The sequence below is a fragment of the Planomonospora parontospora genome, assembly GCA_014647935.1.
GTDB classification, from domain to species: domain Bacteria; phylum Actinomycetota; class Actinomycetes; order Streptosporangiales; family Streptosporangiaceae; genus Planomonospora; species Planomonospora parontospora.
This window is the reverse complement of record BMQD01000019.1, coordinates 62,327-76,232: the sequence shown is the minus strand read 5'-3', so window position 1 is coordinate 76,232 and position 13,906 is coordinate 62,327. Positions and strand designations below refer to the sequence as shown.

The window sequence follows — 13,906 nt, the reverse complement described above, 5'->3', positions numbered from 1 at the left end:
GGTTGATTCACGGGGTGGGGTATCCCAGAATGATTTGAACACCGGTATCAAGGTCCCGGGCGATCGGAGGGCAGGGCGGCCGCGCTGTTTCCGGGCCGGCCGTAACTCCGGGATGGACCGGGAAAGTGGAGGAGTGCTTATGCGCGAGGGCGAGGCGGGCTCCGAAGCCGCGGCGGTTCTCATCGATCTCGACGGAATTTCCCTGGAAGACGTCCGGGGAATCGGAAACGACGGCCTGAACAGGATGCTGCGGTCGCTCCTCCTGGACGACCGGCCTCCGCTGGCGGGATTCTCGGCCTCCATCAAGGCCCAGTCCGGAGCGGCATGACCCCTGCCGGGCATTGACCGGGCCAATAGAGTCGTACGGCATCGGCCCGTGATCCGCCGGGCCGGCGGTCGACGAGGTGGTGCCGTGCGTGTACGACATGGGTGACGCCGAATGGGAGCGCCTGATCTACCAGCTGAGAAGCGGGGACTGCACGCCGTTCCTGGGTTCGGGGGCGTGCGTGGGGACCCTGCCGACGGGAACGGCGCTCAGCCGGGAAATGGCGCGCCGCTGGGGATATCCCTACGGAGACGACCACGACCTCCCCCGGGTGGCGCAGTTCGGGGCGATCAAATACGGCGACGCCGTGCATGTCAAGAGACTGGTCTGCGACGAGCTGGACGCGGCGGATCCCCCGGATTTCCTGCATCCGCTGGAACCCCACGGGCTGCTGGCGGAGTTCCCCCTCCCGGTATATTTGACGACCAACTACGACGATTTCATCTTCCGCTCTCTTAAAGCGGTGGGGAAACGCCCGAACGTGGCCGTCTGCCCGTGGAACAAGGACATCGCCTACGCCGAGAAGCTGTTCAGCAACGAGGCCGGGTGGAACCCCCAGCCGGACACGCCGCTCATCTACCACCTTCACGGAAACCTGCAGGACCCGACGTCGATCGTGCTGGCCGAGGACGACTACCTGGAGTTCCTCACCAGCCTCGCGGCTGAGGGCGTCGCGGGCAGCCAGCGGATGCTGCCCACCTCGATCCTCGCGGCGCTGACCCGGCGGCCCCTGCTGTTCATCGGCTACAGCCTGCAGGACTGGACGTTCCGCGTCCTGTTCCGCGGGCTGCTGAGGGCGGTTCCCGGCATCAACCGGCGCAGGCACATCAGCGTGCAGCTCGCCCCCTCGCTCGACACCAGCAAGGCGGACGTGAAGGACGTGCAGCGGCAACTGGCCCGATACTACGAGGACTGGCGGATCTCCATCTTCTGGGGGACCGCCGAGGAGTTCTGCATGGAGCTGCGGCGGCGGATGGGGTCGATGCCGTGAACCCGAACGATGCCCGCCCGGCGCCGGCGGCCGAACCGTACGTCGGGCTGCGGGCGTTCCGGCGGGAGGACAGCGCCCGCTTCTTCGGGCGGGCCAGGGAGTCGCACGAGATCGCGGACCTCTGGCAGGCCAACAGGCTGACCATCCTCTACGGCCCTTCGGGGGTGGGCAAGACCTCGCTCATCCAGGCAGGCGTGCTCCCGCTGATGGATCCGACCACGGTCGACATCCTGCCGATCGGCCGCGTGTCGCACGGCTCCCCCTTCCCCTCGGCCGCGCTCTCGCAGCACAACCCGCACGTCTTCGCCCTGCTGTCGTCCTGGTCGCCGGAGGAGACGCCCACCAGGCTGGCCGGCCTGACGCTCCGCGGGTTCCTGCGGCGCAGACCGCCGCGCCAGGATCCGTACGGAGATCCCGTGCTGACCCTGGCGGCGATCGACCAGGCGGAGGAGCTGTTCGGCGACCTCGCCCACCGCCAGCCGTACCGGGAATGGTTCATCGACCAGCTCGTGGAGGCACTGGACGCGGATCCGCACCTGCGCCTGCTCGTGTCGATCCGCGAGGACTACCTGGCGGCGATCCTTCCCCACGAGCCCAAACTGGCAGGCATGCCCCGGGGCCGGTTCCCCCTGGCCGCGCTCGACACGGCCGCTGCGGTGCGGGCGACGGAGGGTCCGCTGGAGGGCACCGGCCGGTCCTTCGCCCCGGGAGCCGCCGAAGGGCTGGTGGAGGACCTGCGCAGGATCCGGGTGGGAAAGGCGCTCGGGGAGGAGGTCGTGGCCGACGCGAAGGTGGTCGAGCCGGTCCAGCTCCAGGTCGTCTGCTCCACCATGTGGCGCTCCCTCCCCGCCGACGTGCGGGTCATCACCGCCGAGCACGTGCGCCGCTTCGCCGACGCCGACCGGTCGCTCACCGGCTTCTTCGAACGGATGATCGCCGAGGTGTCCCGCGATCACCTCGACGGGGACACCGATCGCCTGCGGACCTGGCTGCACCGCAACTTCATCACGGAGCAGGGCAAGCGCGAGATCGTCTACCAGGGCGAGACCCTCACGGCAGGGGAGCCGAACCGCGTGGTCAGGGCGCTGGTGGAGCGCCACATCCTGCGGGAGGACCTCCGGGCGGGCGCGCGCTGGTGCGAGCTCTCGCACGAGCGGCTCATCCAGCCCATCCTCCAGCACGGCCGCGCCGCCGAGCCGGTCGAGAGCCGGGCCACCCCGGACGAGTACCTGCGCGCCGCCGAGCTCGCCTTCCGCGACGGCGAGTTCGGACTGGCCGCGAAACAGGCGGAGGAGGCGCTGAGCAGGTGCGGGGACGACACGTGGCTCCGCGCGGAGATCGAATCCTTCCTCGGCAACGTCGCGCACCGGCGTGAGGACTTCGAGAAGGCGGTCGCGCACTACCGCACGGCCGCGGTCCTGTTCGAGACGCTGGGCGCGACCACCGCGGTGGGCCGGCTGCTCGCCGGGATCGGGCGGCTCCGGCTGGCGCAGGGGCGGCCCGCGGTCGCGGTGCAGGAGCTGTACTCCGCGATCCGGCGCGTCCCCGGCGACACCGCCATCCAGACCGAACTCGCCTGGGCCCTGTGGTACGGCGGGCACCCCGACGCGGCGCGGGACGTCCTCAACGACGCCCTCGCCCGGGAGGGGGACGCCGCGGAGGCGCTGCGGGCGCGGGGCGAGATCCTGGCCGACCTCGGCCGGACGGCGGAGGCCCTGCACGACCTCGAACGGGTCCGGCCGCTGCAGTGGCCGTCCACCCGGGCGGCGTACGCCCTCGCGCTCGCCTCCGAAGGGCGGGCCGCCGAGGCGGAGCGGGAGATCACGGCCGTACTGGCCGAAGCAGGCGACCACGGCCCCGTCCTGCTGTACGCGGCCAGGGTCAGGGAGCTGGCCGGTGACGCACCCTCAGCGGCCGGTCTGGCTCGGCGTGCGAAGACCGCGGTGGCTCCGCGGCTTCCTCCGCACCTGACCGCAGAGGCGGACCGCCTGGCGGAACAGGTCTGACCGGCGGCAGGCCGGTTCCGGGACGGGCGGGCCGAGGTCCTCCGGCCGTCGGCGGATCCGGCCGGAGACGGGCGGACCGGCGGGGGTCCCGCTCCGGAGGACCCTCCGGAGCGGGACCGCAACGGCCACGGACAGGGTGATGCCGGACATGACGAGGAACAGGCTCCTCGTCGCCGCCGGCACCCCCACCGCGGAGACGAGGAACCCGCCGAGCGGCGCCGCCAGGCACACGGCCCCGTGGGTGGTGAGCCGGTGCACGCTGACCACCCGGGCGAGCTTGCCCTCGGCGACCCGATCGATCTCGAAGGCCCTGACGGACATGTTGCTGAGCGCTCCGGCACACCCCATCAGGAACAGCGCGGCGCCGAAGAAACCGGGAGACTCGCCCACGACCGGGATGAGGAGGGCGAACGCCCATATCCACATGTGGGCGAAGAGCAGGATCTCCCGGGGAGGCCCGAGCGGCGCCAGGCGCGGCTCCAGCAGCGGATGCCGGAGCAGGCGCCGCAGCGGAGGCGCCAGAGCCGACCCGAGCACACCGCCCAGGCCGCTGGCCGCGAGGACCAGGCCGACCTCCAGGGGGGATTGGGTCACCGAACCGGCGACGAAGACGATGATCAACATATTGATCATCAGGTTCGTGACCGTGGTCAGCGCCATGGCGTTGCGGAGGAAGCGATGGCTCCTGAGCTCCCCGACGCCGGCCGTCATCTCCTGGAGGAACGACGTCTTCCCACCGCCGGGGGGCGCAGTCCGCAGGACATGGCGCTCCCCGCCGCCCGGCAGGGTGAGAACGGCGGTGAGCGAGGCGAGGAAGAGGATCGTGTTCATCACGAACGGCACGCAGTGGCCGAGCCCGAACAGGAACCCTCCCACGGGCCTGGCCGCCATCACCGCGACGTGGGAGCTCGTCTCACTCGTGGCCAGCATGCCGACGAGACTCGCCCGGGGTACCGCGGATCGGATCAGAGCGGTCTCCGCCAGCGAGTAGACGACCCAGAAGGTCCCCTCCACGAAGGCCGCCGCCAGCAGGTGGGGGAGGGTGACGCCCTCGAAGAGCACGGCCAGGAACACGCTCGCCACCGCCAGCAGGCGAGCCGCCTCGGTGGCCGCCATGACGGCGCGTGCGGTCATCCGGTCGACGAGGAGACCCGCCGGGACGTAGAAGAGCAGGGTCGGAAGGGTCAGGGCGAAACCGGCCCAGCCGACGTGCACCGGCGACTTCGTCAGGGACAGGGCCAGCAGCGGGTAGGTGACCCCGAGGGTCCGGAACCCCACGGTCGAGGACATCGAACCCGCGCAGATGCGGATGAGGTCCCAGCGCGACCGGGTCCCCGCCCCGCGGGACCCGCCGGAGGACGGCGGAGTCTCCTCCCGAGGGCCGGGATCATCGGATCGCGGGGCGTCCGGAGCCGCCGGGGGCACCCCAGGCTCCGCTCCCACGATCCGTTCGTCCCCTCTGCTCCTGCCAGCGTCGTCGGGAACAGCCCATCGTGAAGAACGGAGGGGAGAGCTGCAGCGACCCTCGTTGCCGGAGGGAAAATGGTGGCTTTTTGGGCAGCCGACTACCAGGGGGAACCCGTGCCCCGATGATCACCCTGGGTCGTCCGCGGCAGCAGCATAGCGCTGGTCGCGGTCCTCTGCGACGCCGTCGGCCGGCTCCCCTCGCTCCGGCGCTCCTCGGAGAGGGGAGCGGCGTGCCGTACCGGCCGGGAGGTCACAGGCCGTAGGCCTCCAGCAGGCGCAGCCAGATCTCGCTGACCGTCGGGAACGACGGCACCGCGTGCCAGAGCCGCTCCAGCGGCACCTCGGCGGTGACCGCGATCGTGGCGGCGTGCAGCAGCTCGGCCGCGCCGGGGCCGGCGAAGGTGACGCCCAGCAGCACCCGCCGCTCGGTGTCCACCACGGCCTTGGCCCGGCCCCGGTAACCGTCCCCGAGCAGGTAGGCGCCGCTCACCGCGCCCAGGTCGTACTCGACCGCGCGGACCGGGAAGCCCTCCTCGCGGGCGCGGGCCTCGGTCCGGCCGACCGCGCAGACCTGCGGGTCGGTGAAGACCACCTGCGGCGCGCCGTAGCCGCCTGCGAGGTCCCGCAGCGCGGGCAGGTCGTCGGGCTCGCCCTTGGCCCGGGCGGCTATGACGTCACCGCAGACGCGGGCCTGGTACTTGCCCATGTGGGTGAGCAGGTCGCGGCCGTTGACGTCGCCCACGGCGTACAGCCAGCCGCCGTCGACGCCGGTGGCGCGCATGCTGTCGTCGACGGCCACGGGCCGGTCACCGGCCAGCCCCACGCTCTCCAGGCCCAGGCCGGCGACGGCGGGCCGGCGGCCGGTGGCCACCAGCAGCTCGTCGGCCTCGACCGGCGGGCCCGACGACAGGTGCACGGTCACCGGCCCGCCCGGCGCGGGCCGCTCCACCCGGGTCACCTCCGTGCGGGTCCGCACGGAGATGCCGGAGGCGGCGAACGATTCGGCCACCAGGTCGGAGGCGAACGGCTCCAGCCGTTCCAGCAGCCGTTCCCCGCGCACCAGCACCGTGGTCTCCAGCGCGCCGAGCCCGTGCATGGCCTGCGCCATCTCGCAGGCGACCACGCCCCCGCCGATCACGGCCAGCCGCTCCGGGACCGCCCCGGCGGCGGTGACCTCGTGGCTGGTCCACGGCGCGGCCTCGGCCAGGCCCGGCACCGGCGGGACCGCGGCGCGGCTCCCGGTGGCCAGTACGACCGCGTGCCGGGCGGTCAGCGACCGCGAGGTGCCGTCGGGCAGGTCCACCCGGACCCGCCGCGGGCCGTCCAGCCGTCCCCGCCCCCGGACGAACTCCGCCGGCACGCCCTCGATCCACTCGACCTGACCGGCGTCGTCGTAGCGGGAGACGGCCTCGTCCCGGCGCGCCAGCACGGCGGCGGCGTCGATCGGGCCGACGTCCAGGCCCGGCACCCGGCGGGCCTCGGCGGCCAGCTCGACCGGGCGGAGCAGCGCCTTGCTGGGGATGCACGCCCAGTAGGAGCACTCGCCGCCGGCCAGGTTCTCCTCCACGATCGCGGCGCTCAGCCCGCCCCGCACGGCCCTGTCCGCGACGTTCTCACCGGCCGGCCCGGCACCGATCACGATCACGTCGAACTCGTCCGCCACCACTGCCTCCTGTCGGGAACGCGCGCCGGAGATCCCGTGTCACCGTGCCGGTTCCACCGCACCCGTATCTTCCCCAGCCGCGCGGGACCATCGCAACGCGGGTGCGCCGGGTCCGCCCGGCGGCACTCGTCCGGCCCTCCCACCCGAGGTCAGCCGCGGTCCCTTACAGGCGCGGGGCGGACTCCCGCGGATGCGGGGCTCGCAACCTCTCCGCCAGTTCCCCGGCCAGCCCCTCGGCGGCGGCCTCGATCATCTCCAGTACCTCGGTGAAACCCTCGTGGTCGCCGTAGTAGGGGTCGGGCACCTCGGCGCCCTCCGGGGCGGCCGGGTCGAAGGACCGGAAGAGCCGCACGTCGGCGCCCGGCGGGGCAAGCCGGCGCAGGGCGCGGAGGTTCTCCCGGTCCATGGCGAGCACCAGGTCCGCCTGGCCGTACCACTCCCGCAGGAACTGCCTGGCGCGGTGCGCGGAACCGTCGTAGCCGCGACCGGCCAGCGCCTCGGCGGCGCGCTCGTCCATCGGGCGGCCCTGGTGCCAACCGCCGGTGCCCGCGCTGTCGACGGTGACGAGACCGTCCAGGCCGCGGTCGGCGACGGCCTTCCTCAGCACGACCTCGGCCATGGGGGAGCGGCAGATGTTCCCCAGGCACACCACGCAGACGCGATAGCTCATGGCGTCCATTCTCCGCGATCCGCAGGACCGGTCCGCGCCGCAGGATGGCCGGGACCGCAGAAGGACCATCGGGACCGCAGGCGGGCCGGGGATGCAGGACCGCCCCGCGCCCCGGAGGGGCCGCTCCCTCCGAGGCGCTCGCCGGAGCGGCTATCCGGCCGTGCAGGACATGATGGGGGCGACGGTGGGGGTCCCGGAGGCGAGGAAGCCGAAGGACGTGCTCGCCCCGGCCGCCAGGGAGCCGTTCCAGGAGGCGTGCTTCGCGGTCACGGCGGAGCCGGCCTGGGTGACCGCGGCGTTCCAGGCCTGGCTGACCCGCTCGCCTCCGGAGGTCCAGTCCACGGTCCAGCCGCTGATCGCGGAGGCTCCCGTGTTCCGCACGGTCACCTCGCCCTGGAAGCCGCCGGACCACTGGTTCACGACCCGGTAGGCGGCCGTGCAGCCGCTTCCGGTGGGGGTCGAGGTGGGCCTGCCCGTGGGGGTGACGGTGGGGGTCGAGGTGGGGGTGACGGTCGGGGTGGCGGTCGGTCCGGCCCCGAGCAGCGCGGTCAGGGCGGGGAACCACCGGTCGGCGATCTTCCGGTCACCGGCCGCGTTGGGGTGCACCCCGTCGCCCGTGTCGGTGGCGGTGTCGAAACCCGTCCACTGGTCGACCACCACGACGGGCGAACGCGCGGTCGTCTTGCCCGCCGCCCAGCCGGGGATCGCCGCGTTGAGCGCCGCGACCCGCCGGCCGCACTCGCCGCACGAGCCCGGGTTCATCGGGATGATCTGGGCGACCAGGATCTTCATGTCGGGGTTGCTCTCGCGCATCTGGTCGACCAGCCTGCCGTAGGCGGCCAGGATGGTCGCGGTGGAGCGGTTGCTCCACGCGTCGTTGGTTCCGAAGTGCATCATCACGATGTCGGGCCGCGTCGCCGAGAGCCAGGCCGGAAGCTGGTTCTGGTCGGCCACGTTGGTCGCCAGGAAGCCGCCGTGCCCCTCGTTCTCGCCGTCGTAGGGGAAACCGCAGCCCTGCGGCGGCAGCGTCCCGACGAAGTCCACCGACGCGGCCAGCCCGGCCTCCTGGAGGCGCTGCCAGAGCAGGGCCCGCCAGCAGCCGGGGGAGCCGGTGATCGAGTCCCCGAGGGCCATGATCCTGGTCGGCGCGGCCCGCGCCGACATCGCGGCGCCCGCCGTACCCGCCAGCACGAACCCCAGGGCGGCGGCCATCGCCGCCAGCACCGCCAGCACCGCCAGCACCGTCTCGCCTCTGCGCATCGCCCGCTCCCGTCGTGGCTCGGCGCGATGCTAGGCATCCGCACCGGGCCAGGGGAAGCGGGCCGCTCCCCGGCACCGCGCCGACCTGCGGCTCCGCCGGTGCGGCGATGTAATTTTCAGCCCGCGGCCAGGTCTCCGGTGCGGTCCTCAGCCCGGTCCCCGGCTCGGTCTCCGGTGCGGTCCCCGGTTCAGTCCTCCGCCGGGTTGAGGCGGACGATCGCGGTGTTGAGGGCGGTGGCGAACAGCGTCCACGCGCCGTAGGGGAGCAGCACCGCCCCGGCGGCCCGGTCGGTCGCCCACGCCTGCCTGATCAGGTCCGCGTTCGAGGCGTTGAGCGCGGTGATCTCGGCCAGGGCGAGCTTGGGCGAGCGGCCGCGGAAGAAGGCCAGGCTCCAGCCGGCGTTGAGGACGAGGTTGGCCGCCAGGCGGGCGGCGAACGCGGTGCGGTCGGTCCCCTCCCGGCGGTCGAGGACACGGGCCGCCCCGACGGCGATCAGGCCGTACAGCGGTGTCCACACCAGGCCGAACGCTTGTGACGGCGGCTGCCAGGACGGCTTGCGCAGCCGCCGGTACCACAGGGAGGCGGGCTTGGTCGCCAGGCTTCCGACGGCGGCCGCCGCGCTCACGGCGAGCAGCGTCCTGGCCAGGGTGCGGCCGCGGACGCCCGCGCGGGCCCGGACGATCTCCTCCGTACGGCGCCGCGCCCGGCTCGGGGCGTCGCCCTCCGGACGGCGCCCCGAGCCCGTCCGCGCGGAGGACGGGATGCTGGATGGTGTCGTCTTCATGGTCGGCCCCTACCCCGGCCACCGGTGATATGCCGCGTCAAGGGCGGCACGCCGACGCCCGGATGGCATGACGCCTGACGCGGGGAGGGCGCCCGGATGGCATGGCGCCCGGTCCGGGAGGGCGGGTGGGTGAGGTGGCGCCCGGTCCAGGAGGGCCGGCCGGTGAGATGACGCCCGGCCCGGGAGGCGGTTCGCGCTCCGGCGCGCGCGCCGCGCCGAGACGGGACGACCCGGTGAGGGGATGGATGCAACAGCGCTGTTATGTTGATGGGATGCCTCCCCTCGACTCCGGGCCGGGCCTGCTCGGGACCCGCCTGCGCCACCTGCTCGAACTGCTGGACGCGGACGTCGCGGCCGTCTACGCCGAGCTGGGGGAGGCCGGGTTCCGCCCCCGGTTCACCCCCGTCCTGCGGGCGCTGGCCGCGTTCGGCCCCTCCTCCATCCGCGAACTGGCGGACGCGATCGGGGTGACCCACTCCGCGGCGAGTCAGACGGTGGCCCAGATGGCGGGGGAGGGGTTCGTGGTCCTGATGCCGGGAGCGGACGCGCGCCGCCGGATCGTGCACCCCACCGAGAAGGCCGAGGCGCTGCTCCCGATGCTGGAGGCGGAATGGGCGGCCACCGCCGCGGCGGCCGCCGAGCTCGAGGCGGAGTTGTCGTTTCCGCTGAGCCGGCTCGTCGACGAAGTGCTGGAGGCCCTGAGCCGGCGGCCGATGAGGCAGCGGATCGCCGACGCGGCGCCGGACCTGGCCGCTCGGGCCCGTGCGGGGCGGGAAGACGGACGGGAGGGGGTGGCGGCGGAGACGGGGGACGTCGGCGCCGGGGCCGAGGCGGGAAGAGCCGCGGAGGGCGGGCGCCGGGACTGACGGCGGAGCTGCGGCACACGGGTCACCGCAGGTGACATATGCCGCATATGTACCTTTGCTACGAAATGGCAACTTCATGCACTATCGGTACGCCGATCATGTTCGTTGCCTTCTTCCTCGGGCACAAGCGCCGTGACGTCGCTCAGGGGAAGGGGTTCGGGGATGAAGATCGTGGGGATCGCGGGAAGCCTGCGGCCGGCGGCACACGTCGGCAGGCTGCTGGAGGCGGTGGCGCGGGAGCTGCCCGTCTCCGCGGACTTCACGGTGTGGGAGGGGCTCGGGAAGATCCCGCCCTTCACGGACGGCCCGCTTCCGGGGTCCGCCGGGGAGTTCTGCGATCTCCTGTCCGGTGCGGACGGGCTGCTGATCACCGCCCCCGAGCACAGCGTCCTGCCGGTCCAGCTGCTCCACGCGCTGGAGTGGGCGTCCCGGCCCGGCGCGGGCGCAGTCCTGCTGGGCAAGCCCGTCGCCGTGGTCACGGCCTGTGTCCGCCCGCACGAGGCGATGTGGGCGCAGACCGCCCTACGGCGCCCGCTCGGTGTCGCCGGTGCCGTCGTGTACGGGGCCGACCTGTCCGCCTCTCCGGTTCTGCGGCAGTTCGACGCCGCCGGCCGCCTCGCCGACCCGGTGGCGCGCGACCGGCTCGGCGCCGTCGTGGAGGCGCTGTGCTCGCGGGCGGGGGTGCTTTCGCGGGAGGCCGCGTCCGGGAAGGCGGCGCTGGAGGGCGCGCCCGGGAAGGTACTGGAGACCCTGTCCGGCAGGGTCCCGGACAGGGTCTCCCTGGACAAGGTCTCGGGCACGGCTCCGGTGGCGCTCCAGGGCAGGACCCAGACGCCCGTGCCGGTGGTGATCCCGGAGAAGACCGCGGAGAAGATCCCCGTGTGACCGCACGTCCGGTCCCGGGCCGGGCGCCGGGCCTCTCGGCTCCCGGCCCGGGAGACGGAGGCCTCTCAGCCCAGGGAAGCCGAGACCAGGGTCCTGGCCTCCCGCTGGACCTCGGCCAGGTGGTCCGGGCCCTTGAAGGACTCGGCGTAGATCTTGTAGACGTCCTCCGTGCCGGAGGGCCGGGCGGCGAACCAGGCGCTGTCGGTGCAGACCTTGACGCCGCCGAGGGCGGCGCCGTTGCCGGGCGCGGAGGTTAGCACCCGGGTGATCGGCTCGCCCGCCAGGGTGTCGGCGGTGACCTGCTCGGCGGAGAGCCTGGACAGCACGGCCTTCTCCTCCCGGGTCGCCGGGGCGTCGACGCGGGCGTAGGCGGGGTCGCCGAACCGCACCACCAGGTCGGCGTAGTGCTCGCTGGGGGAGCGGCCGGTGGTCGCGATGATCTCCGCGGCCAGCAGGGCCAGGATCAGGCCGTCCTTGTCGGTGGTCCACACCGAGCCGTCGCGGCGCAGGAAGGACGCGCCCGCGCTCTCCTCCCCGCCGAAGCCGAGCGAGCCGTCGAGCAGGCCCGGCACGAACCACTTGAACCCGACGGGCACCTCGACCAGCCGCCTGCCCAGACCGGCGGCGACCCGGTCGATCATGCCGCTGCTCACCAGGGTCTTGCCGACCCCGGCGCCGGCCGGCCAGTCCGGCCGGTGGGAGTACAGGTAGGAGATGGCCACGGCGAGGTAGTGGTTGGGGTTCATCAGGCCGCCGTCGGGGGTCACGATCCCGTGCCGGTCGGAGTCGGCGTCGTTGCCGGTGGAGACGTCGAAGGCGTCGCGGTTCGCGATCAGCGAGGCCATGGCGTGCGGGGAGGAGCAGTCCATGCGGATCTTCCCGTCCCAGTCGAGCGTCATGAAGCGCCAGGTGGGATCGGTCAGCGGGTTGACCACGGTCAGGTCCAGCCGGTGCCGCTCGGCGATCTCGCCCCAGTAGGCCACGCTCGCCCCGCCCAGTGGGTCGGCGCCGATGCGCACCCCCGCCGCGCGGACCGCGTCCAGGTCCACCACCGAGGGCAGGTCGCCGACGTACGAACCGAGGAAGTCGTACCGGACGGTGGTGTCGGCGGCCAGCGCCCGGGCGAGCGGGATCCGCCGGACCTCCTTCAGCCCGTCGGCGATCAGCGTGTTCGCCCGGTCCTGGATCCAGGAGGTGGCGTCGGTGTCGGCCGGTCCGCCGTGCGTCGGGTTGTACTTGAAACCGCCGTCACCCGGGGGATTGTGCGAAGGGGTCACGACCACGCCGTCGGCCAGGCCGGTCGTCCGCCCGCGGTTGTGGGAGAGGATCGCGTGCGAGACCGCGGGCGTCGGGGTGTAGCCGTCGCGGTCGTCGATCATGACCGTCACCCCGTTGGCCGCGAACACCTCCAGCGCCGAGACCCGGGCGGGCTCGGACAGGGCGTGCGTGTCGGCCCCGAGGAAGAGCGGGCCGTCCACGCCCTGCGCCGCCCGGTACTCCACGATGGCCTGGCTGGTGGCCAGGATGTGGTCCTCGTTGAACGCGGCGTTCAGCGCCGAGCCGCGGTGCCCCGAGGTGCCGAACGCCACCCGCTGGCCCACCTCTCCGGGATCGGGGCGCAGCGCGTAGTAGGAGGTCACCAGCCGGGCCACGTCCACCAGGTCGGACGGCCGGGCGGGCTGCCCGGCGCGCTCATGCGTCATCGAAGTCTCCTCAATATCGTCACCGACAACGCTACATACCCGTCATTTGAGGGTTTCGACGGGCGCGCCGTGACCACCGTGCGGATCTTCGCAGCCGCAGCCGCAGCCGCAGCCGCAGCCGCAGCCGCGGTGACCGCGGCCTCAGGGCCCTGCGGGTACGGCTCCATGCGGGTACGGCTCCGCCCGGCGGGGCGGGCCCCGGCGGCGGAGCCGTACCCGGGAGGCCAGGGGAGCGTGACCGCCGCTCCCGGGGGCAGGGTCCGGCCGGGGTGACCGGAGAAGCCGGTGCCGGGCCGAGGGCGGAGGGACGGCAATGGCCGAGCTGCTGGCGATCTGCAACAGGAGGGCGGGCGGTGCGGGCGAGGCCGCGCTGGAGGCGGCCCTCGGCACGCTGCGCCGGGGGGCGGACGTGGTGGAGGCCGAGGCCGGCGGGGGACTGGACGGGGTGCTCGGCGCCTGCCCCGGCCGGGACGTGGTCGTGCTCGGCGGGGACGGCTCGCTGCACGCGGTGGTCGCCGCCCTGCACCGCCGGGGCGAGCTCGGCGCCCGGACCGTGGGCCTCGTCCCGCTGGGCACCGGCAACGACTTCGCCCGCGCGCTCGGGCTCCCGTCCGATCCCGGGGCCGCGGCCCGTGTGGTGCTCGCCGGGCACCGCCGTCCGATGGACCTGCTGGTGGACGACGACGGAGGGATCGTCGTCAACGCCGTCCACCTCGGCGCGGGCGCGGAGGCCTCGGAGCGGGCGGCGCCGCTCAAACCGGTGCTCGGGAAGCTGGCCTACCCCCTCGGCGGGCTGCTCGCGGGCGTGCGGAGCCGGGGGTGGCGGCTGCGGGTGACGGTGGACGGGCGGCCGCTCGCGCACGGGCGCCGGGTCCTGATGGTCGCCGTCGGCAACGGCGTCACGATCGGCGGCGGCACGCCCCTCACCCCGCGCGCCCGGCCGGACGACGGGAGGGTGGACGTGGTGGTCGCCGCGACGACGGGCCCGCTGGCCAGGCTGGCCTACGCCCTGCGGCTGCGCCGCGGGACCCACCTCGGCCTGCGCGACGTGGTCACGGACCGGGGCGGGGAGGTGGCCGTGTCGGGCGATCCCGTCCCGGTGAACGCCGACGGCGAGCTGACCGGCCCGGTCACCGGCCGCCGCTGGACGGTCCTGCCCGCGGCCTGGCGGATCTACGCCGCGGAGGCGCCGCCCGCGGAGCCGTCGGGGACGGGCTGAGACCCCGGTCCCCGCCCCCGTCCCCGGTCCTCGTCCCCGGTCCCGGCGGCGTGCGGATCGGGTCCG

General features: G+C 73.8%; 12 protein-coding genes. 6 read left to right on the top strand and 6 right to left on the bottom strand.

The features are described 5' to 3' along the window. Positions 1 to 139: 139 nt before the first annotated feature. From IEZ07_RS26305 to IEZ07_RS26295, 3 genes are all read left to right on the top strand, one after another. Positions 140 to 328 carry an FxSxx-COOH-like cyclophane-containing RiPP peptide gene (locus IEZ07_RS26305; RefSeq protein WP_191897200.1) on the top strand — a complete coding sequence of 63 codons (189 nt, stop codon included), beginning with the start codon at positions 140 to 142 and terminating at the stop codon, positions 326 to 328. Positions 329 to 425: 97 nt separating this feature from the next. Beyond that, positions 426 to 1,316 carry an SIR2 family NAD-dependent protein deacylase gene (locus IEZ07_RS26300; protein WP_230881763.1) on the top strand — a complete coding sequence of 297 codons (891 nt, stop codon included), beginning with the start codon at positions 426 to 428 and terminating at the stop codon, positions 1,314 to 1,316. Then, positions 1,313 to 3,322 (top strand): tetratricopeptide repeat protein, encoded by a 2,010-nt coding sequence (locus tag IEZ07_RS26295; protein ID WP_191897199.1) that lies wholly within the window; start codon positions 1,313 to 1,315, stop codon positions 3,320 to 3,322. The genes IEZ07_RS26300 and IEZ07_RS26295 overlap by 4 nt, the downstream gene beginning before the upstream one ends. Here the strand turns inward: IEZ07_RS26295 and IEZ07_RS26290 are convergent. From IEZ07_RS26290 to IEZ07_RS26270, 5 genes are all read right to left on the bottom strand, one after another. Further along, positions 3,224 to 4,612 (bottom strand): MFS transporter, encoded by a 1,389-nt coding sequence (locus tag IEZ07_RS26290; RefSeq protein WP_191897198.1) that lies wholly within the window; start codon positions 4,610 to 4,612, stop codon positions 3,224 to 3,226. The two genes, IEZ07_RS26295 and IEZ07_RS26290, sit on opposite strands and share 99 nt — an antisense overlap. Positions 4,613 to 5,039: 427 nt before the next feature. Further along, on the bottom strand, positions 5,040 to 6,452 hold the full coding sequence (locus IEZ07_RS26285; protein ID WP_191897197.1) for a dihydrolipoyl dehydrogenase family protein: 1,413 nt from the start codon (positions 6,450 to 6,452) through the stop codon (positions 5,040 to 5,042). Positions 6,453 to 6,615: 163 nt separating this feature from the next. Next, entirely contained in the window at positions 6,616 to 7,122 is a 507-nt protein-coding gene (locus tag IEZ07_RS26280; RefSeq protein ID WP_191897196.1) for a low molecular weight protein-tyrosine-phosphatase, read from the bottom strand. Between the two features lie 150 nt (positions 7,123 to 7,272). Beyond that, a complete protein-coding gene (locus IEZ07_RS26275) occupies positions 7,273 to 8,382 on the bottom strand; it encodes a cellulose binding domain-containing protein (RefSeq protein ID WP_191897195.1) in 1,110 nt (369 codons plus the stop codon). 188 nt (positions 8,383 to 8,570) lie between these two features. Further along, positions 8,571 to 9,167, bottom strand: coding sequence for a TspO/MBR family protein (locus IEZ07_RS26270; RefSeq protein WP_191897194.1), 597 nt, complete (start codon positions 9,165 to 9,167; stop codon positions 8,571 to 8,573). A 272-nt stretch (positions 9,168 to 9,439) separates the two neighbouring features. Between IEZ07_RS26270 and IEZ07_RS26265 the strand changes: the two genes are divergently transcribed. Together IEZ07_RS26265 and IEZ07_RS26260 are read left to right on the top strand one after the other, a co-directional pair. Then, a complete protein-coding gene (locus IEZ07_RS26265; RefSeq protein WP_191897193.1) occupies positions 9,440 to 10,033 on the top strand; it encodes a MarR family winged helix-turn-helix transcriptional regulator in 594 nt (197 codons plus the stop codon). A gap of 162 nt (positions 10,034 to 10,195) precedes the next feature. Continuing rightward, entirely contained in the window at positions 10,196 to 10,918 is a 723-nt protein-coding gene (locus IEZ07_RS26260) for an NADPH-dependent FMN reductase (RefSeq protein WP_191897192.1), read from the top strand. Positions 10,919 to 10,983: 65 nt separating this feature from the next. Here the strand turns inward: IEZ07_RS26260 and pgm are convergent, their stop codons facing one another. Then, entirely contained in the window at positions 10,984 to 12,621 is a 1,638-nt protein-coding gene (gene pgm / locus IEZ07_RS26255; RefSeq protein ID WP_191897191.1) for a phosphoglucomutase (alpha-D-glucose-1,6-bisphosphate-dependent), read from the bottom strand. 313 nt (positions 12,622 to 12,934) lie between these two features. Between pgm and IEZ07_RS26250 the strand changes: the two genes are divergently transcribed. Next, on the top strand, positions 12,935 to 13,840 hold the full coding sequence (locus tag IEZ07_RS26250; RefSeq protein WP_191897190.1) for a diacylglycerol/lipid kinase family protein: 906 nt from the start codon (positions 12,935 to 12,937) through the stop codon (positions 13,838 to 13,840). Positions 13,841 to 13,906: the final 66 nt, after the last annotated feature.